The sequence below is a fragment of the Zoogloea sp. genome, from assembly GCF_030157465.1.
Lineage (GTDB): Bacteria > Pseudomonadota > Gammaproteobacteria > Burkholderiales > Rhodocyclaceae > Zoogloea.
The window spans coordinates 1-24,285 of the sequence record NZ_JAOAUU010000092.1 but is presented as its reverse complement, the minus strand read 5'-3'; the positions used below and the strand labels follow the sequence as shown (position 1 = coordinate 24,285).

27 protein-coding genes and 1 tRNA gene are annotated in these 24,285 nt (G+C 63.2%); 11 read left to right on the top strand and 17 right to left on the bottom strand.

Going from position 1 to position 24,285, the window contains the following annotated elements; all coding sequences use genetic code 11:
* Positions 1–7: 7 nt before the first annotated feature.
* Positions 8–859, bottom strand: coding sequence for an HDOD domain-containing protein (locus Q1W26_RS11750; protein WP_300440136.1), 852 nt, complete (start codon positions 857–859; stop codon positions 8–10).
* A gap of 296 nt (positions 860–1,155) precedes the next feature.
* On the opposite strand from Q1W26_RS11750, the gene Q1W26_RS11745 reads away from it, so the two are divergent.
* On the top strand, positions 1,156–2,016 hold the full coding sequence (locus Q1W26_RS11745; RefSeq protein ID WP_300440134.1) for an endonuclease/exonuclease/phosphatase family protein: 861 nt from the start codon (positions 1,156–1,158) through the stop codon (positions 2,014–2,016).
* 51 nt (positions 2,017–2,067) lie between these two features.
* Here the strand turns inward: Q1W26_RS11745 and Q1W26_RS11740 are convergent, their stop codons facing one another.
* A complete protein-coding gene (locus Q1W26_RS11740; RefSeq protein WP_300440132.1) occupies positions 2,068–2,589 on the bottom strand; it encodes a gamma carbonic anhydrase family protein in 522 nt (173 codons plus the stop codon).
* A gap of 304 nt (positions 2,590–2,893) precedes the next feature.
* Here Q1W26_RS11740 and Q1W26_RS11735 point away from each other — a divergent pair, with 304 nt between their 5' ends.
* Entirely contained in the window at positions 2,894–3,253 is a 360-nt protein-coding gene (locus Q1W26_RS11735) for a nucleotide pyrophosphohydrolase (protein ID WP_300440130.1), read from the top strand.
* Between the two features lie 78 nt (positions 3,254–3,331).
* A complete protein-coding gene (gene rlmJ, locus Q1W26_RS11730; protein WP_300440128.1) occupies positions 3,332–4,177 on the top strand; it encodes a 23S rRNA (adenine(2030)-N(6))-methyltransferase RlmJ in 846 nt (281 codons plus the stop codon).
* Between the two features lie 99 nt (positions 4,178–4,276).
* On the opposite strand, the gene Q1W26_RS11725 is transcribed toward rlmJ, so the two are convergent.
* From Q1W26_RS11725 to Q1W26_RS11705, 5 genes are all read right to left on the bottom strand, one after another.
* Entirely contained in the window at positions 4,277–5,572 is a 1,296-nt protein-coding gene (locus Q1W26_RS11725) for an acetyl-CoA hydrolase/transferase C-terminal domain-containing protein (RefSeq protein WP_300440126.1), read from the bottom strand.
* Positions 5,573–5,709: 137 nt separating this feature from the next.
* Complete coding sequence (locus Q1W26_RS11720) at positions 5,710–6,993, bottom strand: DUF1615 family protein (protein ID WP_300440124.1); 1,284 nt, start codon at positions 6,991–6,993, stop codon at positions 5,710–5,712.
* Positions 6,990–7,241, bottom strand: a complete 252-nt coding sequence (locus Q1W26_RS11715; protein ID WP_300440122.1) for a hypothetical protein — start codon at positions 7,239–7,241, stop codon at positions 6,990–6,992. Before Q1W26_RS11715 ends, Q1W26_RS11720 begins: the two co-directional genes overlap by 4 nt.
* A gap of 79 nt (positions 7,242–7,320) precedes the next feature.
* Positions 7,321–8,331 (bottom strand): inorganic phosphate transporter, encoded by a 1,011-nt coding sequence (locus Q1W26_RS11710; RefSeq protein ID WP_300440120.1) that lies wholly within the window; start codon positions 8,329–8,331, stop codon positions 7,321–7,323.
* An 8-nt stretch (positions 8,332–8,339) separates the two neighbouring features.
* Positions 8,340–8,966 carry a DUF47 domain-containing protein gene (locus tag Q1W26_RS11705; protein WP_300440117.1) on the bottom strand — a complete coding sequence of 209 codons (627 nt, stop codon included), beginning with the start codon at positions 8,964–8,966 and terminating at the stop codon, positions 8,340–8,342.
* Between the two features lie 220 nt (positions 8,967–9,186).
* Here Q1W26_RS11705 and Q1W26_RS11700 point away from each other — a divergent pair, with 220 nt between their 5' ends.
* Positions 9,187–10,509, top strand: coding sequence for an HD-GYP domain-containing protein (locus Q1W26_RS11700; RefSeq protein WP_300440116.1), 1,323 nt, complete (start codon positions 9,187–9,189; stop codon positions 10,507–10,509).
* Between the two features lie 86 nt (positions 10,510–10,595).
* On the opposite strand, the gene Q1W26_RS11695 is transcribed toward Q1W26_RS11700, so the two are convergent.
* The 4 genes from Q1W26_RS11695 to Q1W26_RS11680 all read right to left on the bottom strand — a co-directional run bounded on the left by Q1W26_RS11695 (position 10,596) and on the right by Q1W26_RS11680 (position 14,285).
* Positions 10,596–12,428 carry a DEAD/DEAH box helicase gene (locus Q1W26_RS11695; protein ID WP_300440114.1) on the bottom strand — a complete coding sequence of 611 codons (1,833 nt, stop codon included), beginning with the start codon at positions 12,426–12,428 and terminating at the stop codon, positions 10,596–10,598.
* A 115-nt stretch (positions 12,429–12,543) separates the two neighbouring features.
* Positions 12,544–13,251, bottom strand: coding sequence for a glutathione binding-like protein (locus tag Q1W26_RS11690; RefSeq protein WP_300440112.1), 708 nt, complete (start codon positions 13,249–13,251; stop codon positions 12,544–12,546).
* A gap of 10 nt (positions 13,252–13,261) precedes the next feature.
* Positions 13,262–13,618, bottom strand: a complete 357-nt coding sequence (locus Q1W26_RS11685) for a ribbon-helix-helix domain-containing protein (RefSeq protein WP_300440110.1) — start codon at positions 13,616–13,618, stop codon at positions 13,262–13,264.
* Positions 13,619–13,706: 88 nt separating this feature from the next.
* Positions 13,707–14,285, bottom strand: a complete 579-nt coding sequence (locus Q1W26_RS11680) for a DJ-1/PfpI family protein (RefSeq protein WP_300440108.1) — start codon at positions 14,283–14,285, stop codon at positions 13,707–13,709.
* Between the two features lie 92 nt (positions 14,286–14,377).
* Between Q1W26_RS11680 and Q1W26_RS11675 the strand changes: the two genes are divergently transcribed.
* On the top strand, positions 14,378–15,163 hold the full coding sequence (locus tag Q1W26_RS11675) for a fumarylacetoacetate hydrolase family protein (RefSeq protein ID WP_366143672.1): 786 nt from the start codon (positions 14,378–14,380) through the stop codon (positions 15,161–15,163).
* Here Q1W26_RS11675 and queD read toward each other — a convergent pair.
* Positions 15,160–15,612, bottom strand: coding sequence for a 6-carboxytetrahydropterin synthase QueD (queD, locus tag Q1W26_RS11670; protein WP_300440106.1), 453 nt, complete (start codon positions 15,610–15,612; stop codon positions 15,160–15,162). The genes Q1W26_RS11675 and queD overlap by 4 nt on opposite strands.
* A 67-nt stretch (positions 15,613–15,679) precedes the next feature.
* On the opposite strand from queD, the gene Q1W26_RS11665 reads away from it, so the two are divergent.
* Complete coding sequence (locus tag Q1W26_RS11665; RefSeq protein WP_300440104.1) at positions 15,680–16,543, top strand: radical SAM protein; 864 nt, start codon at positions 15,680–15,682, stop codon at positions 16,541–16,543.
* Positions 16,544–16,562: 19 nt separating this feature from the next.
* Here Q1W26_RS11665 and Q1W26_RS11660 read toward each other — a convergent pair whose 3' ends face one another.
* Positions 16,563–16,865: a helix-turn-helix domain-containing protein gene (locus tag Q1W26_RS11660; RefSeq protein WP_300440101.1), complete on the bottom strand. Its 303-nt coding sequence runs from the start codon at positions 16,863–16,865 to the stop codon at positions 16,563–16,565.
* Positions 16,866–17,123: 258 nt separating this feature from the next.
* Between Q1W26_RS11660 and Q1W26_RS11655 the strand changes: the two genes are divergently transcribed.
* From Q1W26_RS11655 to Q1W26_RS11645, 3 genes are all read left to right on the top strand, one after another.
* Complete coding sequence (locus Q1W26_RS11655; protein WP_300440098.1) at positions 17,124–18,347, top strand: aspartate kinase; 1,224 nt, start codon at positions 17,124–17,126, stop codon at positions 18,345–18,347.
* Positions 18,348–18,397: 50 nt separating this feature from the next.
* A tRNA-Ser gene (locus Q1W26_RS11650) sits at positions 18,398–18,491 on the top strand.
* Positions 18,492–18,697: 206 nt separating this feature from the next.
* Positions 18,698–19,306 carry a 3'-5' exonuclease gene (locus Q1W26_RS11645; protein ID WP_300440096.1) on the top strand — a complete coding sequence of 203 codons (609 nt, stop codon included), beginning with the start codon at positions 18,698–18,700 and terminating at the stop codon, positions 19,304–19,306.
* 26 nt (positions 19,307–19,332) lie between these two features.
* Here Q1W26_RS11645 and Q1W26_RS11640 read toward each other — a convergent pair whose 3' ends face one another.
* On the bottom strand, positions 19,333–19,986 hold the full coding sequence (locus tag Q1W26_RS11640) for a hypothetical protein (RefSeq protein ID WP_300440093.1): 654 nt from the start codon (positions 19,984–19,986) through the stop codon (positions 19,333–19,335).
* A 198-nt stretch (positions 19,987–20,184) separates the two neighbouring features.
* Between Q1W26_RS11640 and Q1W26_RS11635 the strand changes: the two genes are divergently transcribed.
* Together Q1W26_RS11635 and Q1W26_RS11630 are read left to right on the top strand one after the other, a co-directional pair.
* Positions 20,185–20,550: a hypothetical protein gene (locus Q1W26_RS11635; RefSeq protein WP_300440091.1), complete on the top strand. Its 366-nt coding sequence runs from the start codon at positions 20,185–20,187 to the stop codon at positions 20,548–20,550.
* Positions 20,551–20,654: 104 nt separating this feature from the next.
* Complete coding sequence (locus tag Q1W26_RS11630; RefSeq protein ID WP_300440089.1) at positions 20,655–20,924, top strand: hypothetical protein; 270 nt, start codon at positions 20,655–20,657, stop codon at positions 20,922–20,924.
* An 84-nt stretch (positions 20,925–21,008) separates the two neighbouring features.
* On the opposite strand, the gene gshA is transcribed toward Q1W26_RS11630, so the two are convergent.
* From gshA to Q1W26_RS11615, 3 genes are all read right to left on the bottom strand, one after another.
* On the bottom strand, positions 21,009–22,589 hold the full coding sequence (gene gshA, locus Q1W26_RS11625; protein WP_300440086.1) for a glutamate--cysteine ligase: 1,581 nt from the start codon (positions 22,587–22,589) through the stop codon (positions 21,009–21,011).
* A 99-nt stretch (positions 22,590–22,688) separates the two neighbouring features.
* Positions 22,689–23,966, bottom strand: coding sequence for a type II toxin-antitoxin system HipA family toxin (locus Q1W26_RS11620; protein WP_300440084.1), 1,278 nt, complete (start codon positions 23,964–23,966; stop codon positions 22,689–22,691).
* 3 nt (positions 23,967–23,969) lie between these two features.
* A partial coding sequence (locus Q1W26_RS11615) for a helix-turn-helix transcriptional regulator (protein WP_300440082.1) occupies positions 23,970–24,285 on the bottom strand: 316 nt, incomplete at its 5' end.

Sequence of the window (24,285 nt, the reverse complement as noted above, 5' to 3'; positions counted from 1 at the left end):
TACGCGCTCAGCCCCTGCATGGGAAGAACAGCGCAATCACCGCGGATTTTTCGTTGCGCACCGCGGCCCGGATCGAGGTGATGTGCTCGACGCTCATTTCGAGCATCGCGGCGGTCATCGGGTCCATCCGTTCAAGAACGGCTTCGTCCGGGTTTTCGGCTTCGTCGGTGGCGAGAATGTGGTTGGCCAGATGGAGCAGGGCCGCTTCGGTGACATGGGGCCCTGCCAGCGCCGGCATCAACTGGGCCCCGATTGCCATGGCGAAGCCGCCGGGCAGGTGCCACGAGGACGCCAGCGCAGCGCCGACTTCCGCGTAGTTGCAGCCCATGACGGCCTGCTCCGCCTCGTGGACCGGAATATTTTTGCTGTTGGCCGTTTCGAGGGCGATCTGGGCATTGTCGGGATCGACCTGAAACATCACCAGGTGCCCGATGTCGGCCAGGAGCCCCTCGACGAACATCCGTTCGGGATCGGCCAGACCCAGCTGACGTGCCCCCGTGCGCGCGGCCAGACCCCTGAACACGCAATCCGTCCAGAAGCGCGTCATGTGCATGCGGGCCGGGCGGATGCCCGAAAAGGCGCCGATGATCGCGGTGCTCAGCACCAGGTCATGGACCTGCTGCATGCCCATCAGATTGACGGCCCTGTTCACCGTTTCAATCTTTCCCGGAAAACCGTAAAAAACGCTGTTCACCACCCGCAGCACCCGCGCCGTGATGCCGGGGTCGCTGGCGACCGCCTCGGTCAAGTCGTGCACCGAGCTGTCGGGATCATCGAGGAGCGCCCGGATGCGGTGATACACCGCGGGAAGGCTGGCAAGTTTTTCTACGCAGGCAACGAGTTCCTGGGGTGTCGTCATGATGGTGGTCGCAGTCGAAATCCGGGGCAGGGGCGTGGACGGTAATGCGTTCAGGGAGCGAAAGGGTTTACGGCAGTCGAAGCGCCCGCTTTAGCTGCAGACGCCGCGCCGTGGCGGTTTCGCCAGCGTGATGAATATCCTGCCCCACGCAATGAGCTGCGTTGCGACAGGCAATTGCTCACGGCACCGGCCGTTTTGGGCAGGAGGCAGCAGCGCAAGCTTGCTATGCTCATTCACGACGATCCGCTTGCCGGCGGACCGGTCAGTATCGTGAAGCATGGAGAGAAGATTTTCTGATGAAGCTACTGAGCTGGAACATTCAGTGGGGGCGGGGCGCTGACGGGGTGGTTAACCTTCAGCGAACGATTTCCGCCATTCGAACGCTGGGCGATTTCGACGTGATCTGCCTGCAGGAGGTTGCCGTCGGCTTTGCCGGCCTGCAGGGCGGCGCGCCCGTGGATTGCGTGGCTGAACTGGCCGAAGCCTTTGCGGACTACAGCGCGCATTTCGTTGCCGCAGTCGACCTGCCCGGCAAATCCGGCGGTCGCAGCCTGTTCGGCAACCTCACGCTGTCCCGCCTGCCGGTGGGGCAGGTGTTTCGCCACAGCCTGCCGCGCCCGCCCGAAGAAGGCGTGCCGAGCATGCCGCGGGCGTGCATTGAAGTGATTGTCGACGGACCACGCGGCCCGATCCGGGTGCTCAACACTCACCTGGAGTACTACTCGCGCATCCAGCGCATGACCCAGATCGCGGCGCTGCACACGCTTCAGTGTGATTCGGTGCGCCTCGCGGCGATGGACAGCCCCCAGGAGAAAAGCGGAGACGGGCAGGATTCGCCGTTTGCCTACTTGCCGCGGCCGGCTTCGGCCATCGTGTGCGGTGATTTCAACTGCGAGCCGGGCAGCCCGGAGTACTACCGCATGACCGCGCCGATCAGTGCCGATGTTTCAGGCTGGGAAGACGCCTGGCGAGCCTGCTACAGCGATATTCCGCACCTGAACACGGTGGGGCTGAACGGCGCCGAATGGCCGGATCGCGCCTACTGCTGCGACTACTTCTTCGTCAGCGCCGACCTTGTCGACCGGGTGGAATCCGTGGCGGTGGATCAGCTTACGGCCGCATCCGACCACCAGCCGGTCATCCTGACCCTGGCCTGATCAAAAAAATCGGGAAGGCGCGCTGGTGAGCGCGGCCTTCCCGATTTTTGTTTACAGCTGGACCAGTTGTTCCTGGTAGCGCAGCGCGTTGTTGACGTAGTTGTCTGCGCTGGCCTGGAGCTTGGAGATTTCGTGATCGGTCAGCTCCCGGATGATGCGCCCCGGTGAGCCGCATACCAGCGATCGATCGGGAATCACCTTGCCTTCGGGAATCAGCGAATTGGCGCCGATCAGACAATGCTTGCCGATCACCGCCCGGTTCAGCACCACGGCGTTGATGCCGATCAGCGAGCCTTCGCCCACCGTGCAGCCGTGCAGCATGGCTTTGTGGCCGATGGTGACGTTGGCGCCGATGTCGAGCGGCACGCCATCGTCGGTGTGGAGCACTGCGGCATCCTGGACGTTGGTGTTGTCGCCGATCGTGATGGGGTCGTTGTCACCGCGCAGGATCGCGCCGAACCACAAATTGACATTGCGTCCGAGGTGCACGTCACCGATTACGGTCGCGGTGTCGGCAATCCAGACGCCCTCCTGCATTTGCGGGGTGTGCTCTCCGAGGCGGTAAATCGGCATATTTTTTTCCTGTTTTGGTTGGGTTTCGCCCGTGCCGCCGAATGGCCGGGCAAACAGCGCGCCATAATATCAGGGTGACAGTCGAGTGCAAGGGGAAAGTCCCCTTTTGCAGAGGCGCTTTCCGTAAGGGAAATAAGGGCTTACGAGCACCGGAAGGCGCGCTGACGGGCGTTCTGATAAAACTGCAGGCACACGGGGAGCTGCTGTGATGAGCAATTACAAGGTCTTTAACAAGGTCTTTATGCCAACGGGAAACCATGATGCGCCGGTGGCGACCCTCTCGATCCACGGCCGGAGCTGACTGATGGCCGCCGATCTGATTGAACTGACCCGCCTTATCGCGGCCTTTCGGGATGCGCGGGACTGGTCGCAGTTTCATTCCCTGCGCAACCTGATCGTCTCCCTCAACCTCGAGGCGGGCGAATTACTGGAGCTGACCCAGTGGAAGACCGACGAGGAGATTGCCGGGCTGCCGACCGATCTTCACGGCCGTGAAGCGCTTGAGGACGAATGCGCCGACGTGCTGCTGTATCTGCTCCTGATTGCCGATCGGGCCGGTATCGACCTCGAGGCGGCCGCCCGCGCCAAGCTCGCCAAAAACGAAGCCAAATACCCAGTCGAGGGCTTTCGCGGGTCGCGCCGCAAATACGACTCGCCGGAGTGATCGCCGGGGAGGCGGCGGGGCACTCGAGGTGATAGCATCGCGCCCTGATCCTTTATCCCGTTTTTGGGCGCATCTGCCATGCTGAGTTACCGCCACGCCTTCCACGCCGGCAATCACGCCGACGTGCTGAAGCATTTTGTCCTCGTCCAGCTGCTCGAATACTTCAACCAGAAGGACAAGCCCTACTGGTACATCGACACCCATGCCGGTGCCGGTTGCTATTCGCTCGACGAGACCTTTGCCCGCAAGAACGCCGAATTCGAAGAAGGTGTTGGCAGGCTGCTTGGCCGCAAGGATTTGCCGAAAGAGCTTAAAAGCTACCTCAAGCTGGTTCGCGATCTCAACCCCAGCGGCAAGCTGCACCTCTACCCGGGTTCGCCCTGCTGCGCGGAGCCGCTCCTGCGGGCCGACGACAAGATGCGTCTTTTCGAGCTGCATCCGGCGGACAACCGCATCCTCAACAAGACCTTCGCCGATGCCGGCAACAAGGTGATGGTTCTCGATCAGGACGGCTTCACCGGCATCAACGCCTTCCTGCCGCCCCAGCCCCGGCGCGCGCTGGTGCTGATCGACCCGCCCTACGAGGTCAAGACCGACTATCGCACCGTGGTCGCCATGATCAAGGAAAGCCTGCGCCGCTTCCCGAGTGGAACCTATATGGTGTGGTACCCGAAGCTGCACAGCATGCAGTCGCGGGAGCTGCCGGAAAAGCTGAAGCGCCTGCCGGGCATCAGCTGGCTGAACGTGAGCCTCGACGTACAGAAGCCTTCCGAGGACGGCTTTGGCATGCATGGCAGCGGCCTTTTCATCGTCAACCCGCCCTGGACGCTGCCGGCCACGCTGAAGAAGGTGATGCCTTACCTGGTGAGCGTGCTTGGCATCGACGACGGCGCCAAATTCGAGATGGAATTCAAGATCGACTAGGTTGGATCGACGCAGCAGTAACGCTGCTGCTGCCCCGCACCAAGAAAAAACGCCCCGGCAGAACCGGGGCGTTTTGTTTGACTGCTTGCTGCGAAAAAATTACAGCAGGTTCATTTTTTTGGCCGTTGCGGTGAGTTCGGCACGGAAGTTCGGGTGGGCGATGGCAATCAGCGCCTGAGTGCGCTGCTTGGCGCTCTTGCCGCGCAGCTGCGCCACGCCAAACTCGGTCACCACGTAGTTGATGTCGTTCTTGCTGGTCGATACGTGGGTGCCCGGGGTAAGCGTGGGCACGATGCGCGAGATGGTGTCGTTCTTGGCCGTGGAGGGCAGCACGATGAAGGCCTTGCCACCGTTGGAGCGGTTGGCCGCACGCACGAAGTCGGACTGGCCACCGGTGCCGGAGTAGGGGATGGGGCCGAGGCTTTCCGAACCGCACTGGCCGAGGAAGTCGATCTCCAGCGTGGCGTTGATGCACATCAGGTTGTCGTTCTGGCCGGCAATGTACGGGTCGTTGGTGAAATCCACCGGGTGCATCTCGACCATCGGGTTGCGGTGAAGGAACTTGTAGAGCTTTTTCGAGCCGAGGGCGAAGGTGGCGACCATCTTGCCGGGCATGAAGTTCTTGCGGCGGTTGGTGACCGCGCCGGCTTCGAGCAGCGTGAGGATGCCGTCGCCGACCATTTCGGTGTGGATGCCCAGATCGTGCTTGTGGGTCAGCTGCATCACGACCGCATCGGGAATGCCGCCGTAGCCGATCTGCAGCGTCGAGCCGTCCTCGATCATGTCGGCGACGTACTTGCCGATGGCTTCCTGAACCGGCCCGATGGTGGGCAGGCCGACTTCGAGCACGGGCTCGTCGTTTTCGACCAGCGCGGTGACCTGCGAAATGTGGATGTGGCAGTTGCCAAAGGCAAAGGGCACGTTCGGATTGACTTCGATCACCACCGCCCGCGCCTTGCGGATCGCCGCCATGGTGTAGTCGGGGGCGAGGCCGAGGGAGAAGTAGCCATGTTCGTCCATCGGCGAGGCCTGGGTGAACACCACTTCGGCAGGCATCAGGCCGCGGTCGATGAGCTGGGGCATTTCCGAGAAGTAGCTCGGGTAGAAATCGCCCACTCCTTCCTTGAAGCCGGGACGGCTGGCCGCGCTGAAGAAGTACGCCACGTGACGCACGTGCTCCGCGGTGGTCGGGTCGAGATAGCCAAACTTGCGCACGGCGAGAATCTGCGAAACCTTGACGTCGCGGAAGTCGCGGCGGCTTTCGGAGAGAGCATTGAGCAGCGCCGGCGGCTCGGCGACTGCGGTGGGAACGACGATGGTGTCGCCGTTATGGACATTGCGGATGGCTTCGGCCGGAGTTACGCGCTTGGCGGCGTATTGGGCGTGGACGGTCATCTGTTCTTCTCCCTTGATCGTTGTTTTATCAAAATATTAAACCATGTCCTGCGGGCATGGTTTGTACTGGATTGTATAGCCTGGCGGCCCTTGCGCATCTGGCCTGCATCAAGGAAACGCTTTGCCCCGCGCGGGTTTCAGGGCAGCGCCGAGCGGTCGCGGCCGAGGCAGGTGCGGTGCCGCCAGTCGACCCTTTCGGCGAACCAGCCGGTGGTGAGCTTGCGCTGGATCTTGGGGCTCTTGAGGTCGATCTGAGGCATGGCTTCACGCGGAAAATGTCCTCCGGCGGCACCCTCGGCGAGGGCGAAGACCCGGGTATAAAGCGCTGTTTGTGCGAAGCGGGCAGTTTTTTCGAGGCGCAGATCGCGACTGATTTCGGCGCCGGACAGGCCGAGGCGGCTGGCGATGCGCTGCAATGCGGTGAGGGTGGTGCTTGGCTCGGATGCGGGGACGCCGCCCGTGTAGCGCAGCAGGTCGCCGTCGAGGGCCAGAGGCAGGCCGCTGATGCGTGCGACAGCGGCCTGGAAGGCTGCGTTGCGGCTGCTGTAGCGGCCGGCGTTGAAGTCGGCAAAGCGGTACAGGAGCTTGCTGTAGGGGGCAGGGTAGTCGAGCAGGATCGCCGTGCCGAAATAGATGCCGCCGCGCCGGGTGAAGACTTCGCTCCGCACGCTGCCGCGGCGCGGATAGGGGTAGGCCTTCTCGGTGACCTGTTCCTCGGCGAAGGCGACGCTGACCTGCATCGGTCCGCCGGTGCGCACCGGGTTGTAGCCGCCCAGCAGGGATCGGCCGTTGGGCAGCTCGGAAATCATGTCGTCGAACAGATCGTTCATCTGCTTTTCGGTGCGCAGGGCATCGATGCGCGCCTTGTAACTGCGGCCGTCCGGGCTGGTCTTGAGAAGCGCGGCGTCGACCAGCAGACGTGGAAGGTGCAGCCGCTCACGCCGGGTGTCGATTTCTTTCTGGACGATTTGCGAGAGGCCGGGCACCACCGGATCGGCCTGGAAGGTCGATTCCTGCTCGATGACGGCGATGACGGCGCAGATGTTGTCCGGCGTGGGCGGGATGCGCAGCGTCGAAAAGGCCGTGAAGATGTCGCCGGACCAGCCGTCGCGGTCCTTCACGCCGGGCGGCAGGAAGCCTGCGACCAGCGCCCGCCCTTCGCGCTCGGACGGATAGGCCGCGGGCGGCTTTGGCGGAGTGGGCAGTGGTACGGGCGTCGGCAAGGTCGCGGGTGCCGGAGCGGGTTTCGGAAGCTCGGTGGCAGGCGCTGGCAGGGGTTTGGCGGGTATCCCGCCAGAGGCGGGTGGCAGCGTCGGCGAGGGGCGCGATTCAACCGGGCCGGTGCTCGCGCAACCCGAAACAAGCGCCATGCCGGCGATCAGCCCGGCCAGAGCAACCCGCGCGGCGAGGCGGCTGGTCAAGGCTTTTGTGCGGGCGCCCCGGCGCCTTTTTCCGCTTCGGCGATGCGGCTCAGGGTGCGCGTGTAGTAGGCCGAGTAGCCCAGGCCGAGCAGTGCCATGATGCCCGTCATGAATACCGGGCCTTCGACCGGCTGGCCGGCGAGCACGTTGGTGATGAAGGAGTAGCCGAGCACGAGGGCTGCTGCGAAGCCGCCCAGGATGCGGATCATCGCGAAGGTTTTTTGCTGCTTGAGGGTGGGTGTTGCCATGGGTGCTTGAGTCGGGAACCGGAGTGGCGGGAGGATCAGGCTTCTCCTCCCGCGCGTCAAGCCTCCCGGTAAGTGCTCGTCAGAACAGCCCGCGACCGAGCCAGTAGCCGCCTGCGGCGATGAGTGCCGAGCAGGGGATGGTGAGCACCCAGGCCCACACGATGCTGCCCGCAACGCCCCAGCGCACTGCCGCCGTCCGGCGTACCGAGCCGACACCGACGATGGCGCCGGTGATGGTGTGGGTGGTGGACACGGGGATGCCCAGGCTGGTGGCGAGGAACAGGGTGATGGCACCGCCAGTTTCGGCACAGAAACCGCCCACCGGCTTGAGCTTGGTGATGCGCTGCCCCATCGTCTTGACGATCCGCCAGCCCCCGAACAGGGTGCCAAGGCCGATGGCCATGTAGCACAGCACGACGACCCACATGGGAACCGGGTCGCCCTGGGCGGTGACACCCGCGGCGATCAGCAGCATCCAGATGATGCCGACGGTCTTCTGGGCGTCGTTGCCGCCGTGACCCAGACTGTAGAGGGCCGCGGAAACCAGCTGGAGGCGCCGGAACCATTTATCCACCCGCCGCTGGGTCTTGTTGCGGCAGACCCAGGCGACCACAACCAGGATCAGCGACCCCAGGATGTAGCCGAACAGCGGGGAGATGATGATGAATGCGACGGTCTTCCAGATGCCCGCGCCGATCAGGGAATCGGTGCTGCCCGCCTTGGCGATGGCTGCGCCGACGATGCCACCGATCAGGGCGTGGGACGAGCTTGACGGAATGCCGTAATACCAGGTGACCACGTTCCAGGCGATGGCGCCCAGGAGCGCGCCGAAGATGAGGTAGTGGTCCACCACGCTCGGGTCGATGATGCCCTTGCCAACAGTGCTGGCGACCTTGAGCTGGAAGATGAAGAGCGCGACGAAGTTGAAGAAGGCGGCCCAGGCTACGGCCTGATGGGGTTTGAGGACGCCGGTGGAGACGACGGTGGCGATGGCGTTCGCTGCGTCGTGAAAGCCGTTCATGAAGTCAAACAGCAGCGCAACAACCACCAGCCCGGCGATGACCCAGAATCCGATCTGTACGGTTTCCATGGCGGTGCTCAGGCGTTTTCCAGCACGATGCCTTCGACGATCTTGGCGACGTCCTCGCAGCGATCGGTAATCGATTCAAGTTGTTCGTAGATGGCCTTGAGCTTCATGACCTGGAGTGCGTCGCGCTCGTCGCGGAAGAGCTTGGACATGGCGCTGCGCATGATGCGATCCGCGTCGGTTTCGAGCCGGTCGATTTCCTGGCAGGTTTGCAGGATGGCACTGGCGTTGTCCATGTTGGCGATCAGGCCGACCACGATCTTCACGCGGGTGCAACAGGACAGGCTCACGTTGGCCAGCTGGAGGGCTTCCGGGGTGATGCGCTGGATGTGGTACAGGGTGATGCACTCGGCGACGTCCTGAACCGTATCCAGGATGTCATCCATGGCATTGATGAGGCTATGGATCTCGTCGCGGTCGAGGGGGGTGATGAAGCTCTTGTGCGCCTGGGCGACGGTTTCGTGGGTGATCTTGTCGGCGGCTTCCTCGATTTTCTCGATGGCGGCGATATGTTTCTCCGCGCTGCCCATGTCTTCCATCAGGGCGACGAGTTCCTGAGCCCCGAGAACGATTTGCTCGGCATGGTTATTGAAGTAGTCAAAAAAACGGCCCTCTTGGGGCAGGAGACGTCCGAACATGGCTTTTGTTGTTACAAAGTGATGACTGTAACTTTAAATTTTAACAGAGCGCTGCCCGCTTAACGACAGGAAGTGTGTGCCCGGCACGCCAGCACCTGTCTGCCTGAGGCTACAGTCCGCCGGTGCCATGCCGTTAGTCTGACGTCTGCTGTCGCCCGGAACGGGCGGCAGGCGCTGTCGAAGCGGGTGGAGGAATCGGATGTCGTTGGGCGGATTGACGTTGTCGGAACTGATCGGGGCCCTGAGTCACGCTCTTGATATCACCGAAGGGCAGCCGGAAGGCCATTGTGTGCGCTGCTGCTGGATCGGCATGCACGTGGGGCGCGCAATGGGTCTGAGCGACGAGCAGTTGTGGGAGCTTTATTACACGTTGCTGCTGAAGGATCTGGGCTGCAGCAGCAACGCCGCACGCATTTGCGAGCTATATCTGAGTGACGACCTTGCATTCAAGCGTGACTTCAAAACCGTCAATGGCAGCCTGCCCAAGGTCTTGAAGTTCGTCATCGGCCATACCGGCCTTGGTGCAGGCCTTGCCGAGCGCTTCAAGGCGCTCGCCAGGATTTTTCAGAGTGGCGACGAGATTGCCCAGGAATTGATCCAGACCCGGTGCACCCGCGGTGCTGACATCGCGCGGCAGTTGCGTTTTGGCGAGGGTGTGGCGATGGGCATCCACGGCCTCGACGAGCACTGGAACGGCGGCGGGCGCCCGGCGCGGCTGCAGGGAGAGGCGATTCCCCTTTCCTCGCGGATCGCCCTGCTGGCGCAGGTGGTGGATGTGTTCAATGTTTCCGACGGCGCGGATGCGGCGGGCTGGGAGGTGGAGGATCGCAGCGGTTCGTGGTTCGACCCCGCGGTCGTGTCTGCATTCCGGCGCTGTGCGGAAGACCCCGCTTTCTGGGAGCGCCTGTCGGCACCCGACCTGGATCAGGCTGTGTTCGCACTCGAGCCGGGGCGTTTTGTCGTGCCCCTGGATGATGATTACCTCGATGAGATCGCCGCGGCCTTTGGCGAGGTGATCGACTCGAAAAGCCCTTATACCTCGGGTCACAGTGCCCGCGTTGCGCTGTACGCCGACTGCATTGCCGCCGAGCTGGGGCTGGAGCCGCACCGGCGGCGCTGGCTCAAGCGCGCCTCGCTGCTTCACGACATGGGCAAGCTGGGTGTCAGCAATGCCATTCTCGACAAACCGGGCAAGCTGGATGAAGACGAATGGGCCGCGGTGAGGCAGCACGCGGTTTATACCGAAACCATCCTGTCGCGCATCGGGGCTTTTACTGAAATGGCGATCGTTTCAGGCGCCCACCATGAGCGCCTGGACGGCAAGGGCTATCCGCGGGGAATCTCCGGGGAGGCGATTTCCCTGGAAACCCGGATCATCACCACCGCCGACATCTTTGATGCGATCACCGCCGAACGGCCTTACCGTGGAGCGATGCCGGTGGCCAAAACGCTGGCAATCATGGGCTCGGAAGTGGGGCAGGCCATTGATCCCCGCTGCTTTGAAGCCTTGCAGCGGATCGTCGATGACCTTGGCTTGAGCTAGGGTGCGCTGACCCACAAAGGTAAATCAGGGGAACGCGAGCGTCCCCCTGAAATGGTCAATACACGCAGGGGCGCAGCGCCCCTTGCTCAGGGCCTGGGCTTGCGCGGGGGCTTGCCGAAGCCGCCTGCCGGGCGATCGAAGCCACCCGCCGGGCGATCGAAGCCGCCTTCCTTGCGGAAGGGCTTCTTCGGACCCGCGCCACGGCTGCCAGCACCCCGTTCGCGGCTGGCTTCCTCGGGGCTGGCGAGGCGGATGTTCAGCGGTTGCTGACGCACACGGGCGCGACGCAGGATCTGGATCACATCGTTGGAGAGATCGGCCGGCAGTTCGACGGTGCTGTAGTCCTCGAACAGGTTGATCTGGCCGATGAAGCGGCTTTCGATGCCGGCCTCGTTGGCGATGGCGCCGACGATGTCCTTCGGGCTGGCCATGTGCTCGCGACCCACATCGATGCGGTAGCGGGCCAGGCGGCCTTCAGCGTAGTCGCGGCGACGCTCAAGGATTTCACCGCGGTTTTCGCGGGGCTCGCGCGTTTCACGCGGGGCGCGCGGATCCGGCTTGCCGGAGGCGGACATCTGGGCGAAGTCGGGCTTGCCGGAATCGGGCATCTGCAGCGGGCGATCCTTCTGGGCCAGGTAGGCGAGCGCGGCGGCGATTTCGCGGATGTCCGAGTCGTTGTTCTCTTCCATGCCGGCGATCACGTTGAGGAAGAAGCTCAGGTCTTCGGACTCGAGCACTTCGGTAACCTGCTGGCGGAAGGAGGCGACACGCTTGTCGGCAACGGCTTCCCGGGAGGGCAGCTTGAGGGCTTCGATCGGCTGGCGCGTGGCGCGCTCGATCTGGCGCAGCAGGTGGTTTTCACGCGGGGCGACGAAGAGGATCGCGTTGCCGGCGCGGCCGGCGCGGCCGGTGCGGCCGATGCGGTGAACGTAGGCCTCGGTGTCGTACGGAATGTCGTAGTTGATGACGTGGCTGACGCGGGGCACGTCGATGCCACGGGCCGCCACGTCGGTGGCGACGACGATGTCGAGGGTTTTGTTCTTGAGTTGCTCGATGACACGCTCGCGCAGCTGCTGGGTCATGTCGCCGTTCAGGCAGGCGGCGGCGTAGCCACGGGCTTCGAGTTTCTCGGCGAGTTCGACGGTGGCGGTCTTGGTGCGGACAAAGACGATGGCGGCATCGAATTCGTCTTCCACTTCAAGAATGCGGGTCAGCGCGTCGAGCTTGTGCGGGCCTGCAATTTGCAGGAAACGCTGGCGGATGGTGGAGACGGTTGTCGTGGCCGACTTGATCTTCACTTCCTTCGGGTCGCGCAGGTAGCGGTGGGCGACCCGGCGGATGGCGTCCGGCATGGTGGCCGAGAAGAGGGCGGTTTGCCGTTCGGCCGGAATGCGCTCGAGAATCCATTCCACGTCGTCGATGAAGCCCATGCGCAGCATTTCGTCGGCTTCGTCGAGGATCAGGGTGGTGAGGCCTTCGAGGTTGAGGCTCTTTCTCTCCATGTGGTCCATGACACGGCCGGGGGTGCCGACGATGACGTGGGCGCCGCGCTGGAGCTGGCGCAGCTGGACGACCATGCTCTGGCCGCCGTAGATCGGCAGCACGTGGAAGCCGGGCATCTTGCTGGCGTAGCGCTGGAAGGCTTCGGCAACCTGGATGGCGAGTTCGCGCGTGGGGGCGAGGACGAGCACCTGCGGGTTGCGCTTGGTGATGTCCACGCGGTGAAGTGCGGGCAGCGCGAAGGCGGCCGTTTTGCCGGTGCCGGTCTGGGCTTCGCCGAGGATGTCGTTGCCGGCGAGCAGGAGCGGAATGCAGGCGGCCTGGATGGGCGAGGGGGTTTCGTAGCCGATCTCGGCGAGGGCCGCGAGGAGCGGCGCCTGGAGATCAAGCTGGTCGAAGCGTTCGATGGGAGCAGTCATGGGAGAGGGGCGCGGGCCGGGTGAAGGGTGAAGCGGTCTTGGGCCCGGGAAAAAGAGGCGGCTTCAAATAAAGGGGGATTTTACCGGAAGCCGGCTTCCGCGTCCCGGCCCCGGTTCACGGCTTGGTGACAGTACTTGCATCCTGGCCGAACAAAACCTTCTTTGCCTCGTCGCTCATGGGAGGCTGGGCCGGATTGACCTGCTCGGCCAGGGCGTAGGCGCGGACGGTGGCCGGGCGCTGCCGGATGGTTTCGAACCAGCGCTTGAGGGCGGGGAAGTCATCGAGGTTCTGGCGCTGTTTGTCGTGGGAGACGATCCACGGGTAGCAGGCCATGTCGGCGATGGAGTAGTCGGCGCCGGTGATGAAGTCGCGGTCGGCCAGGCGGCGATCGAGCACGGCGTAGAGGCGGGCGGTTTCCTTGACGTAACGATCGATGGCGTAGGGAACCGGTTCGGGGGCGTACTGGGTGAAGTGGTGGTTTTGCCCGGCCATCGGGCCCAGCCCCCCCATTTGCCAGAACAGCCACTGCAGGGCGTCGATGCGCGTGCGGGCGTCTGCAGACAGGAAGCGGCCGGTCTTTTCGGCGAGGTAGAGCAGGATGGCGCCGGATTCGAACACCGAAATCGGCTCGCCGCCACCGCTCGGGCTGCGGTCGACGATGGCGGGGATGCGGTTGTTCGGTGCGATGCGCAGGAAATCCGGCTGGAACTGTTCGCCCTTGCCGATGTTGATCGGCCGGACGGTGTAGGGCAAGCCGGTCTCTTCGAGGAAGAGGGTGATCTTGTGGCCGTTGGGGGTGGTCCAGTAATACAGGTCGATCATTGTGTTTCTCTCAGGCTGAAGGGCGTCGCTCGGCGGCCAGTACCCAGGCGGGGTCGAGGCTGCGAATCGGGACGCGGGGATCGGCGGGAATGCCGCCGGCCAGTTGCAGTTGCAGGTAGCGCAGGCAGGAGACACGCAGGAAGGACGTGAAGTTCGTGCTTTCGTCGAGTCGGCCGCTTGCCGAGAGTTCGTCGTAGAGCCGGCCGAGCAGCTGCGGCACGCTGAGACCGTCGCGCTCGCCGATTTCTTCGAGCACCTGCCAGAACAGGTTTTCGAGGCGCAGGCTGGTGGCGACGCCGCGCAGGCGGATCGAGCGGCTGCGGGTGGCGTAAAGATCCGGGTCGGCGTTGATGAAGATCTGGCACATCGTCGGGCGCTCAAAAACGGGGAAGCCCCCGCCAAACCATTGTAGGTGCTGCGGGGGCTTTGTGCCGGCCTGGGCGCCGGGCGCCGGATCAGTGGCTGATTTTTGTGCCGAGCAGGGCGAGGAACTGGGCAATCCAGGCCGGGTGGGCCGGCCAGGCAGGCGCCGAAACGAGGTTGCCGTCGGTGATGGCCTGGTCCACCGGAATATTGGCGTAAGTGCCTCCGGCCAGCTCGACCTCGGCCTGACAGGCCGGGTAGGCCGAGCAGGTGCGACCTTCCAGAACCCGTGCGCCGGCCAGCAGCTGGGCGCCGTGACAGACTGCGGCGACGGGTTTGCCGGCGCTGAAGAAATGCCGCACGGCGTCGATCACGGCCGGGTACATGCGCAGGTATTCGGGGCCACGACCGCCCGGAATGACCAGCGCGTCGTAGTCTTCGGCGCGAATGTCGGCGAAGGTGGCGTTGAGGGTGAAGTTGTGGCCGCGTTTCTCGGTGTAGGTCTGGTTGCCTTCGAAGTCGTGGATGGCGGTGGCGATGCTGTCGCCGGCCTTTTTGTCAGGGCACACGGCGTGCACGGTGTGGCCAACCGCCAGCAGGGCCTGGAAGGGCACCATGGTTTCGTAGTCTTCGCAGAAGTCGCCGCAGATCATCAGGATTTTCTTGGCCATGCCTGTCTCCATTTGGGTGTGGGTCATCGGGAACAACGCGTCGAGTGTGGCGGCGCGGGGCGGCGGGCTGGTGGTAGCCGGTTACCGCAAACATGCTCTGGCCCTCGGCCGGCGCTTTGGTCATCATTCGCACCCTGGTGTTTCTGGAAGGATGTGCAATGACCGATTACGTGATTGAACAAGCGCCCGTTCCGGTGTTGCCGGTGGTGGGCAGCGAGGGCGTGTTCCCGGTAAGGCGGATTTACTGCGTGGGGCGCAACTACGCGGCCCACGCGCGGGAAATGGGGGGCGACCCCACGCGCGAGGCGCCATTCTTCTTCTGCAAGCCGGCTGACGCCGTCGTGCCGGTGCGGGCAGGCACGCTTGGCGAGCTGGCCTATCCTTCGGCGACGCAGGATTTTCACCATGAAGTGGAGCTGGTTGTGGCGATTGGCCGCGGCGGGGCTGATATTCCTGTGGCGCAGGCGCTGGATCACGTGTGGGGTTACACCGTCGGCCTCGACATGACCCGCCGCGACCTGCAGGGCGCCCTGAAAAGCAAGGGGCAGCCGTGGGAGGCCGCCAAGGCTTTTGATCATTCGGCGCCTGTTGCGCCGCTGGTGCCGGTTGAACGCTGCGGCCACCCGGCTGCGGCGCCGATCTGGCTCAAGGTGAACGGCGAGGCGCGCCAGCAGGGTGATCTGGCGGACATGATCTGGTCGGTGGCGGAGATCATTGCCAGGCTGTCGGCGTACTTTCGCCTGGAGCCGGGCGACCTGATCTTCACCGGCACGCCGGAAGGCGTCGGGCCGGTGAAGCCGGGGGATGTGGTGGAGGCAGCCGTAGACGGGCTGGCCAGCCTTGCGCTGCGGATCGTCCAGGCCGGAGAGGTGGCTTAACTGTGCCCTGAACGGAGTGCGTCGGCCCAGCAGTTCGGGGTTTCGTAGAGGCGCACCCGTTCGAGGCGCAATTGATCCCTGTACACCCCGGTATATAGCGGTTCGAGAATACGGAAGGCTTCGGCGGCGAGGTTCTCGGCGGTGGGGATCACGTCGAGCAGAACCGTCTTGTGGCCTGGCATGGCTTGCAGAAAGTCCACGACGGCGGTGTCGCCGCGATAGGCCAGGAAGGCGTGATCCCAGACATCAACAATGTGCTGCTTGGCGATGGCCTTGACGTCGCCAAAATCAATGAGCATGCCCCGCGCCGGTGAGCCTTCGGTCTCGATGACCTCGCCGGACAGGGTGATTTCCAGCGCGTAGCGGTGGCCGTGAAGGTGACGGCACTGGCTGGCGTGGTCGGGGATGCGGTGACCCGCGTCGAATTCCAGGCGGCGCGTAATACGCATGGGAGCACCGGGTAGCAAAGAAGATTTCGATATTATACGCACCTCGTTTTTGGACCTCGACCACAGCATGACCCAGCCTCCGCAGATGCTTACCGTGACCGATCACAATCGCAGTTTCAGCGCGATGACCTATATCTATCCGGTCGTGTCGCGACGTGCCGGCGGCGTGTCGGTGGGCATCAACCTGAACCCCAACAACGCCTGCAACTGGCATTGCGCCTACTGCCAGGTGCCCGGCCTGGTGCGTGGTGCTGCGCCCGATATCGACCTGGCGCTGCTTGAAGCCGAGCTGAAGGGCTTCCTCGACGAACTGCTCCACGGCCGTTTCATGCAGGAACGGGTGCCACCGGAGGCGCGGGTCATCCGCGATATTGCCTTTTCAGGCAACGGCGAACCGACGGGCAGCAAGGCCTTTGCAGAAATCGTCGACAAGGTGGTTGCGATTCGCAACGCGGCGGGGCTCAACGCGGTGCCGATCCGTCTGATTACCAACGGCAGCCTGATCGACCGGCCCTACGTGCAGACGGCGCTGCAACATCTGGCAGCGGCAGGGGGCGAAGTGTGGTTCAAGTTTGATGCAGGCACAGCTGCCGACATCGCGCGCATCAACGGCATCGATGTGGATCCGCACACTCACGCCAGGCGTCTGGCCCTGTGCGCATCCCTGTGCCCGACCTGGGTGCAGACCTGCCTGTTTCGCTGGGACGGGCAAGTGCCGTCGCAGGATCAGATCGACCATTACCGGGAAATGCTGGAATACGCCGGAAGCGCTGCGCTCAAGGGCGTGCTTTTGTACGGCGTTGCGCGGCCATCGTTTCAGCCGGAAGCCACGCATCTGCAGCAACTTGCGCCGGATGAACTGGAAGCGATTGCCCGCACGGTGAGGGAGATGCTTGGCAGCGCCGGGCTGACCGTGACGGTCAGCCCCTGACAGTCATGCTGCCGCCGGCTCAGTGGGGAATACGCTCCTTGCGCTTGGCGCGGGCTTCTTTTTTCAGCGTCTTGAAGAGTTCCGGGTTGGTGGCCTTCAGATATTCGACCACTTCCACGTCGTCTTTCTTGATTTTGGAGATATCGACCTGTTCGATATGCACCAGACGGAGCAGGGCTTGCACCGGACGCGGAATGTTGCGACCGCTCTCATAGCGTGAACCGCCACTCTGGGTCACGCCGATCTTCGACCAGAACTGGGACTGGTTCATGCCCAGCTTGCGACGGATTTCACGCACATCAACTTTTTCGGTGGTTTTCATGTTGGCTTCCTCAAGGGTTTGACTATGTTAGCTATTACGGCTTTACCGCAGGTTTCTTCTATAACTTTCGTTATATGCCAGAAAGTATAGATTACTACTCGCAACAGATACAACGCCGTATTTGTATGGGTTAGGGTTTTCCACACGGTCTAAGCGTGACCTGATTCACATACCCCGGAAAAATCGCGCTGATGCAAGAATTCGCATAATCCGATAAGATCACCGGCTTTCCACATCCTCATCTTCTTAGAAGTCAAGATGGCGCTCATAGTTCAGAAATATGGCGGCACTTCCGTCGGAACCCCCGAACGGATCAAGAACGTGGCCCAGCGGGTCGCGAAGTTCCATGCCCAGGGACACCAGATGGTGATCGTCCTGTCCGCTATGAGCGGCGAGACGAACCGTCTGATCGGTCTGGCCAAGGAAATCAGTGCCAACCCCAGCCCCCGCGAACTCGACGTGGTGATCTCCACCGGCGAACAGGTCACTATTGGCCTGTTGTGCATGGCGCTCCAGGAAGCCGGGGTTAACGCCCGCAGCTACACTGGTGGTCAGGTGCGCATCCTCACCGACGATTCCTTCACCAAGGCGCGCATCCTCGATATCGACGGAGAAAACATCCGTCGTGACCTCGATGCCGGTTCGGTGGTCGTCGTGGCTGGTTTCCAGGGCGTGGACGAGGAGGGCAACATCACAACCCTCGGCCGTGGCGGCTCGGATACCACCGGTGTTGCGCTGGCTGCCGCGATCAAGGCGGACGAGTGCCAGATCTACACCGACGTGGATGGTGTTTACACCACCGACCCGCGTGTCGTGCCGGAAGCCCGCAAGCTGGACACCATCACCTTTGAAGAGATGCTGGAAATGGCCAGTCTCGGCTCCAAGGTGCTGCAGATCCGCTCGGTGGAATTCGCCGGCAAGTACAAAGTAAAGCTTCGGGTTCTTTCCAGCTTCCAGGAGGAAGGCGAAGGAACCCTGATTACCGTTGAGGAAGAGAACAACATGGAACAGCCGATCATCTCCGGCATTGCCTTCAATCGCGACGAAGCCAAGATCACCGTGCTGGGCGTTCCCGACAAGCCGGGCATCGCTTACCAGATCCTTGGCCCGGTTGCCGATGCCAACGTCGATGTGGACATGATCATCCAGAACGTCGGCCATGACGGCACCACGGACTTCTCGTTCACGGTGAATCGTCCTGACTATGACAAGGCCGTCAAGATCCTCGAAGGTGTCCAGTCCCACATCGGCGCCCGCGAAATCCGCGGCGACCGCACGATGGCCAAGGTTTCCATCGTCGGCGTCGGAATGCGCTCCCACCCGGGTGTCGCCTCCCGCATGTTCCGTACCCTTGCCGAAGAGGGCATCAACATCCAGATGATCTCCACCTCCGAGATCAAGATTTCCGTCGCCATCGACGAGAAATACCTGGAACTGGCCGTTCGCGTGCTGCACCGCGCTTTCGGCCTCGATCAGGCTTAAAAAATAATTTGCCTTAGTGCCGTGTGTTGCCTATAATGCGCGGCTGTTGCGGAGAGTTGGCCGAGAGGTCGAAGGCACTCCCCTGCTAAGGGAGCATGCGGGCACAAACCTGCATCGAGGGTTCGAATCCCTCACTCTCCGCCAAAGTATCAGCAAAAAAGCCCCGAGAAATCGGGGCTTTTTTGTTTTCTGCACACCGGACCTTGCGCTGGCTCCTGAAGGGCAGTACGAACACGGTGGCCAGTCACGTCCTGGCCGACGCGCGCGATGCGCACATGCAGGATCTGGTTGCCGGGTTTTTGGACGAGTTGAGTGCTTCGGCCCTGTGACATTCAGCGATAGGACGAGTAATGGAGATTGTTGCAGTCATCGACTTCGAAACCACGGGCCTGTCACCCGTCCAGGGTGACCGGGCGACGGAGATTGCCGCGGTGCTTCTAGAGAACGGCAAGGTCGTCGACCGTTATCAGAGCCTCATGAACGCCGGCGTCCGCATTCCGTCGTACATCGAGGCCCTCACGGGGATTTCCGACGCCATGATTCGCAGCGCGCCGCCGGCGGCCGAGGTGATGCGGGAGGTGTCCGACTTTGTCGGCGACTACCCGCTGGTTGCCCACAACGCGTCGTTCGACTCCAGGTTCTGGGATGCCGAGCTGGCGCGAATCCAGCGGGCCAGGAGGCAGGATTTCGTTTGTTCGTTACTGCTGTCGCGGCGGATTTTTCCGCTTGCGCCAAGCCACAAGCTCGGCGCTCTGGTGGAGTACGCGAAGCTGCCGGTTGCCGGCCGCTACCACCGCGCGCTGGCGGACGCAGAGATGGCAGCGAGCCTTCTGTTGCGCCTGGAGGATGAGCTGCGCCTCCGCCATAAAGTGCGTGACGTGTCGGTCGAGCTGCTTCGGCGCATTCAGCGGGCGCCGAAAAATCAGCTGGAAAAATGCCTTGCGACTCCTCAGCGCTAGTTGCCTGGAAATACCCGCCAGTTCGCTCAGCGAGTGATTTTCCTGATTTCACCGCCGCAGCTCCCGGCGACGCGGGCGTACTCCTCGGGCGTGTCGATCAGGGCCTGGGCGGCATCGACCTTGTTGATCTCGCGTTTGACGTAAGGCGCCCAGCGCGCTTCGAGCTCCTGTTGCAGCCTGGCGCTCGCCTGACCTCGCGGACCGCGCCAGGGGCCGGCAGATGCAAAGCGCTCATTGAGGGTGTCGGCAAGGCCTTGTTCGATGTGCTTGAGGTGCGTCTGGTAGGCGCGAACGTGGCGCATTTCGTGCTGATAAATTTCCCGGTAGGCACAGCTCCCCTCCGGAAACTCCCTGGCAACGTAAACGGTCATGGGGCTGAAGCCATAGCTCACGGTGATGTGCGGGCTGGCGCATTCCCACTGCCCGGTCGGATCCACGTACGAGGCGATACGTGTTTCAAACCGGACCGTCGCGGTGCCCCGTGTGAGCCCCAGGACGTGTTTCTCCGGCCGCATGGGAAGGGGGCCAAGCAGCGTGAGGGTTCGGATGCTGGTGCGTGTATCAAGGCTGATGGGCTCTTCGTGCAGCTTGAGCGTTACCGACGGGTTGGGCAGCCGGTCGCAGTTGTCCGCAAAGCCTGGGCGGCAGAAAAGGGTCAGAAGCAGGGGAAGACGGCGCATCTGGAGGCGGGGCTGTGGTTTTGAATGGCCCCTCTTTTACGGATGGAATCCCGTGAAATTTATCCCCGGACGCGCCACGGTTCCGCTCGATCCACCGGGCGGGGGACATGTTCGAAATGAACCGGGGCAAGGGCTCGGTGCGATGCAGCCCGGGCCGGCACCGGTATCCTTGCGGCTGGTCACGACACAACACTTTCAATGACTGCTTCAACCGCCGCCTGGCTGGACGCTCAAACCGCGGATGTCCGCAAAGAGCTGGACAACCTCATCAGCTACGGGCCAGACCCCGAGTTCATCCGCCAGTTGGCCGAACGCCTGCCAAGGATTCCCTGCGTCGGGCTCATCGACCTCTATTACGACATCTGGTATTGCGTGCCGAGCAGGCAGGCTTTCCGGATTGCCGTGGGGCAACTGCATGACCCCGAAAAGCTGTCGGATTTTCTGGTGCTTGCCGAGCGGGTTCTGGTGGATGAAGCCACCTGTGACGCCTTTGCCGCGGAGATTCGCGACGACGACGAGCTGCATGAAGTCATCTTCTGGTTGCTGCGCCGGACCAGGAAATAAGAGCGTGTCCGGCGCCAAAAACTCGCCGGTGTGACTTGAGTCAAGGCAGCCGGGGCCGTGATGAGTTATCAATGACGGTGAGACCAACGGACCCCGAAACCGTCATGAAAAGCCACAGCACCGAAGCGATTCTCCCCGCGATGCCGCGCTTTCATTTGCGGCAGAGCAATGGGTTGTACTGGCCGATCACCTTCGTTTTTGTCACGGAGCGGATGGGGCAGGAGATCATGCAGGAGCGCCAGCTCATTCTCGATGCCATGCCGCCCTCCGACCGCAAGAAACAGGAAGCGCTCTTCAGGCGCTACGACCCGGATGTGAGCGTCCGGGCGTTCCAGGGCACGCTTCGACTGTTTGGCATCATTAAAGAGTCGTAGCGCGGGCGGGCAGACGCCCCGGAGCCACTTCATCCAGCCCCTCACCCGACCCGCAAGGCCGGGTCAGGGGCTGTGTTTTCGGGCTCAGACGGGTGCTGCCGCAGCCGCCATGTAGCGCGCCACGTACTCGTCAAAAGAGCCCTGCTGTTCGCGTTCCAGTTTTTCCTGGGCGGCGAGGGAGTCGCGGGTGGCTTTTTCGAAGACGGCTTCGTCTGCGCTATCCAGCGGGCGGCTCTGGAACCACTCGGCGTGGCGTTCGGACTGGCGCCGGGCGAAGGCGAAGAAACCCAGCTTGTCCTCGTGAAGGCTTTGCAGCACGCGGGCCGACGGCGTGAGGCTGGCGTCCTCAAGCTTGGCGCGCTGGCTGGCCAGGGCTTCGCGGTGCAGCGTGTTGCCGTGGGCGGCGTCCAGCCGCTCGGCACAGGCCCCGATGCTTTCCAGCAGTTGCAGGCCCCATTCCTTCAGCCCGACCGCTGCGCCGCGATGGCTCAGCTGCAGGCCCGGCCGGCGGCCTTCCTTCACGGTGAGAGCGAAGTTGGTGGTGCACTCGCGGCATTCGGCGGACGACAGCGCGGGGCTGTCTTCGAGCGCGCAGTACAGCAGGAAGGCGTCGAGGAAGCGGGCGGCGGTCAGATCGATGCCCAGCGGCAGGAAGGGGTCGATGTCCAGGCAGCGCACCTCGACGTACTGTATGCCGCGCGCGCTCAAGGCCTGGATCGGCCGCTCGCCGCTGCCGATCACGCGCTTGGGGCGGATGCTCGAGTAGTACTCGTTTTCGATCTGCAGCACGTTGGTGTTGAGCTGCTGCCACTCGCCGTCCCGGTGCGTGCCGAGTGCCTGGTAGGGCGGATAGGGCGTGGAGACGGCCTGGCGCAGGCTGGCCAGGTAGCTTTCCAGGTTGTTGTAGCAGGGCGTGAGGCTGGCCTGGGCGTTGTTCTGGTAGCCGAGATCGCTCATACGCAGGCTGGTGGCCCAGGGCAGAAACAGCGTGTCGTCACCGAGCTTTTCGAGCGTGTGCTCGCGCCCCTTGAGGAAGCTGGCACCCAGCGCCGGCGAGGCCCCGAACAGGTACATCAGCAGCCAGCTGTAGCGGCGGAAATTGCGGATCAGCGCGATGTAGCAGGCCGACTGCCACTCGGCCGCCGGGCTGCTGTCGCCCTGGTCCTGCTGCAGCAGCGGCCACAGGGCTTCGGGCAGCGAGAAGTTGTAGTGGATGCCGGCGATGCACTGCATGGCCTTGCCATAGCGCACCGCCAGGCCCTTGCGATAGACGTATTTGAGCTTGCCCACATGGCTGGCGCCGTATTCGGCGATGGGGATTGCCGCTTCGTCGGGCAGGGGGCAGGGCATCGAGTGGGTCCACAGCTGCTCGCTGCCGAGGCGGGCGTAGGTGTGGCGGTGGATGGCATCCAGCTCGCCGAGGGTGTCGGCGGGGTCTTCCAGGGCGTCGGTGATGAACTCCATCAGCGCCTCGGAATAGTCGGTGGTGATCTGCGGATGGGTCAGTGCCGAACCCAGAACCCGGGGGTGGGGCGTCAGGGCCAGCTGGCCGGCAGGATCGACGCGCAGGCTTTCCTTCTCGAGGCCATGCCGGCAGTGGCGCAGTAGCTCGCGCTGTTCCGCAGGGTCGAGTAAAGCCAGGCGGTGAAATAGTTGATTGCTCAAGAGTCGGATTCCTGTAGATACATTTTTCGCACTATGAACCGCGCGTGTTGCGGGCGGGGCTGCAGTCGTCGTTTTTATCGAAAGATCTTGGTCGATGCCCTAGACAACCGGGAAGTCGTTCTGAATTCGCCGCATCTCGTCGTCGGGCACTTCGGCCGCCCCGGCAAACTCCGGCCAGCGGGCGAGGGCGGCGGAAACCTGCCTGATGATGTCGCGGTAGCCGGGCACCAGGTAGCGATCGCCGACCGATTCGAGGTCGGCCCGGTTGATGTTGCGGAACTTTCCGTTCACCGACATGAGGTGCTGATACGTCCATTCACCGTTCGGATTGTAGGCGTGAGTCACGTCGTAGGCCGGGGCAAGCTGCCATTGCCCGCCTTTGTCCAGGATGAAGGACAGGTTCTTGGTGTGATCATCGCAGTTGGAGGCCAGCACGTTGAAGACCATCCGCCGGTAGCCTTCGGCCCGTTCGGCATCCGGCAGGCCCAGCGCGGCGATGGTCTGGAAATACTGGTTGTAGTCGTGGGTGCCGCGCTGTTTGTAATCGAGATGCTGCATGGCGCACAGGCTCTGGATATGCTGTTTTGTCCCGTTCTGGCGATCGAAGCGCCGGGTCATGAAGTGCGCGCGCCCGTTTTCTTCGAGCAGCCGGCAGGTGCACATGCTTATGCCGGCAGCCCTTGCCATCAGGTAGTAGGCGTATTCGATGCGCCCGTAGTGCCCGCCGGTTCCAAGTTCGTAATCAGTGCCGACGCCGTCGAGCTTGAGCAGCCAGTAGTCGAATCCCGCTTCGGCGGGCAGCTGCCCGGAGCGGATCTCGTTGGTGTCGGGGTTCCAGGCGATCACCGCCTTGGCCCGGGCGCCACCGGCAGAGGTGCCAACCTGGATCAGGTTCATGATTGCGGCTTCCGTTTCGCGATCACCACCGAACCTGCCCGAAAGGGCCTCCCGCGAGCCCGCCACGAGCTGGGATATCTCGACGGCGGTGGCCTTGGTCCGCTTGGGGCCGCGGGCCGGGCGAAACTCCAGCGCGCCCATGCCCCGGTTGCTCATGTAGGCCAGCCGATCAAGCGCGGTAATGGCGGCCTTGGCCACACCTTCCCGGGCCAGGTAGGCGTCGATGAGGGCGTTGCCGAAGTCGTCGGGCAGGGCATCGGCCAGCATGGCCGGCAGGCGCTTGAAGGTGGCCTCGGGCAAGAGGGGAAACACATGGACGGGCTGGGCGACGGGCATCGTCAGCGGCGCCAGTTCGATGCCGCGTGCCTGCCACTTCGGGTCGTATTCAAAAACGTAGTAGCCAAGGCCGGGGTCGACGGACACACCGCCGACCGTGGCGCCCCAGGCCCGTACTTCAATCAGGTCGACAGCACGGTACATGGGCTACTCCGACGGGCTGCACTTGCGGGGCCGAAAGACCTTTTGCCGCGGGGCTTTCAGGGTGCGGGACTTCAGCAACTGCATGGGGCTCACGCTGATCCTGGGGGCGAGTGCTTCGAGCCAGTCGGTTCTGCCTAGCCCCCGTGCGACCTTGATGAGCGTCTTGAGGGAGCAGCCCTTGCCGCCTTCGAGGTTCTTGAGGGCGCCAAGGCTCACCCCGGAGCGGGTGGCCAGCTGGGTCTGCTCCAGGTTGGCCCGGATGCGCATGGTTCGAAACTGCTCGCCGAGGTAGGTTTCCCATTCCTCCGTTGTCATGCTG

What these genes read in the sequence shown, in the direction of transcription:
- rlmJ (WP_300440128.1), top strand. Translation starts at nt 3,332, where the DNA reads ATGCTGAGTTACCGCCACGCCTTCCACGCCGGCAATCACGCCGACGTG.
- Q1W26_RS11735 (WP_300440130.1), top strand. Translation starts at nt 2,894, where the DNA reads ATGGCCGCCGATCTGATTGAACTGACCCGCCTTATCGCGGCCTTTCGG.
- Q1W26_RS11685 (WP_300440110.1), bottom strand. Translation starts at nt 13,618, where the DNA reads ATGTGCCAGATCTTCATCAACGCCGACCCGGATCTTTACGCCACCCGC.
- Q1W26_RS11725 (WP_300440126.1), bottom strand. Translation starts at nt 5,572, where the DNA reads ATGACCGTCCACGCCCAATACGCCGCCAAGCGCGTAACTCCGGCCGAA.
- queD (WP_300440106.1), bottom strand. Translation starts at nt 15,612, where the DNA reads ATGCGTATTACGCGCCGCCTGGAATTCGACGCGGGTCACCGCATCCCC.
- Q1W26_RS11660 (WP_300440101.1), bottom strand. Translation starts at nt 16,865, where the DNA reads ATGAAAACCACCGAAAAAGTTGATGTGCGTGAAATCCGTCGCAAGCTG.
- Q1W26_RS11630 (WP_300440089.1), top strand. Translation starts at nt 20,655, where the DNA reads ATGAAAAGCCACAGCACCGAAGCGATTCTCCCCGCGATGCCGCGCTTT.
- Q1W26_RS11635 (WP_300440091.1), top strand. Translation starts at nt 20,185, where the DNA reads ATGACTGCTTCAACCGCCGCCTGGCTGGACGCTCAAACCGCGGATGTC.
- Q1W26_RS11710 (WP_300440120.1), bottom strand. Translation starts at nt 8,331, where the DNA reads ATGGAAACCGTACAGATCGGATTCTGGGTCATCGCCGGGCTGGTGGTT.
- Q1W26_RS11715 (WP_300440122.1), bottom strand. Translation starts at nt 7,241, where the DNA reads ATGGCAACACCCACCCTCAAGCAGCAAAAAACCTTCGCGATGATCCGC.
- Q1W26_RS11690 (WP_300440112.1), bottom strand. Translation starts at nt 13,251, where the DNA reads ATGATCGACCTGTATTACTGGACCACCCCCAACGGCCACAAGATCACC.
- Q1W26_RS11645 (WP_300440096.1), top strand. Translation starts at nt 18,698, where the DNA reads ATGGAGATTGTTGCAGTCATCGACTTCGAAACCACGGGCCTGTCACCC.
- Q1W26_RS11640 (WP_300440093.1), bottom strand. Translation starts at nt 19,986, where the DNA reads ATGCGCCGTCTTCCCCTGCTTCTGACCCTTTTCTGCCGCCCAGGCTTT.
- Q1W26_RS11740 (WP_300440132.1), bottom strand. Translation starts at nt 2,589, where the DNA reads ATGCCGATTTACCGCCTCGGAGAGCACACCCCGCAAATGCAGGAGGGC.
- Q1W26_RS11620 (WP_300440084.1), bottom strand. Translation starts at nt 23,966, where the DNA reads ATGTACCGTGCTGTCGACCTGATTGAAGTACGGGCCTGGGGCGCCACG.
- Q1W26_RS11675 (WP_366143672.1), top strand. Translation starts at nt 14,378, where the DNA reads ATGCTCTGGCCCTCGGCCGGCGCTTTGGTCATCATTCGCACCCTGGTG.
- Q1W26_RS11655 (WP_300440098.1), top strand. Translation starts at nt 17,124, where the DNA reads ATGGCGCTCATAGTTCAGAAATATGGCGGCACTTCCGTCGGAACCCCC.
- Q1W26_RS11665 (WP_300440104.1), top strand. Translation starts at nt 15,680, where the DNA reads ATGACCCAGCCTCCGCAGATGCTTACCGTGACCGATCACAATCGCAGT.
- Q1W26_RS11705 (WP_300440117.1), bottom strand. Translation starts at nt 8,966, where the DNA reads ATGTTCGGACGTCTCCTGCCCCAAGAGGGCCGTTTTTTTGACTACTTC.
- Q1W26_RS11680 (WP_300440108.1), bottom strand. Translation starts at nt 14,285, where the DNA reads ATGGCCAAGAAAATCCTGATGATCTGCGGCGACTTCTGCGAAGACTAC.
- Q1W26_RS11695 (WP_300440114.1), bottom strand. Translation starts at nt 12,428, where the DNA reads ATGACTGCTCCCATCGAACGCTTCGACCAGCTTGATCTCCAGGCGCCG.
- Q1W26_RS11745 (WP_300440134.1), top strand. Translation starts at nt 1,156, where the DNA reads ATGAAGCTACTGAGCTGGAACATTCAGTGGGGGCGGGGCGCTGACGGG.
- Q1W26_RS11750 (WP_300440136.1), bottom strand. Translation starts at nt 859, where the DNA reads ATGACGACACCCCAGGAACTCGTTGCCTGCGTAGAAAAACTTGCCAGC.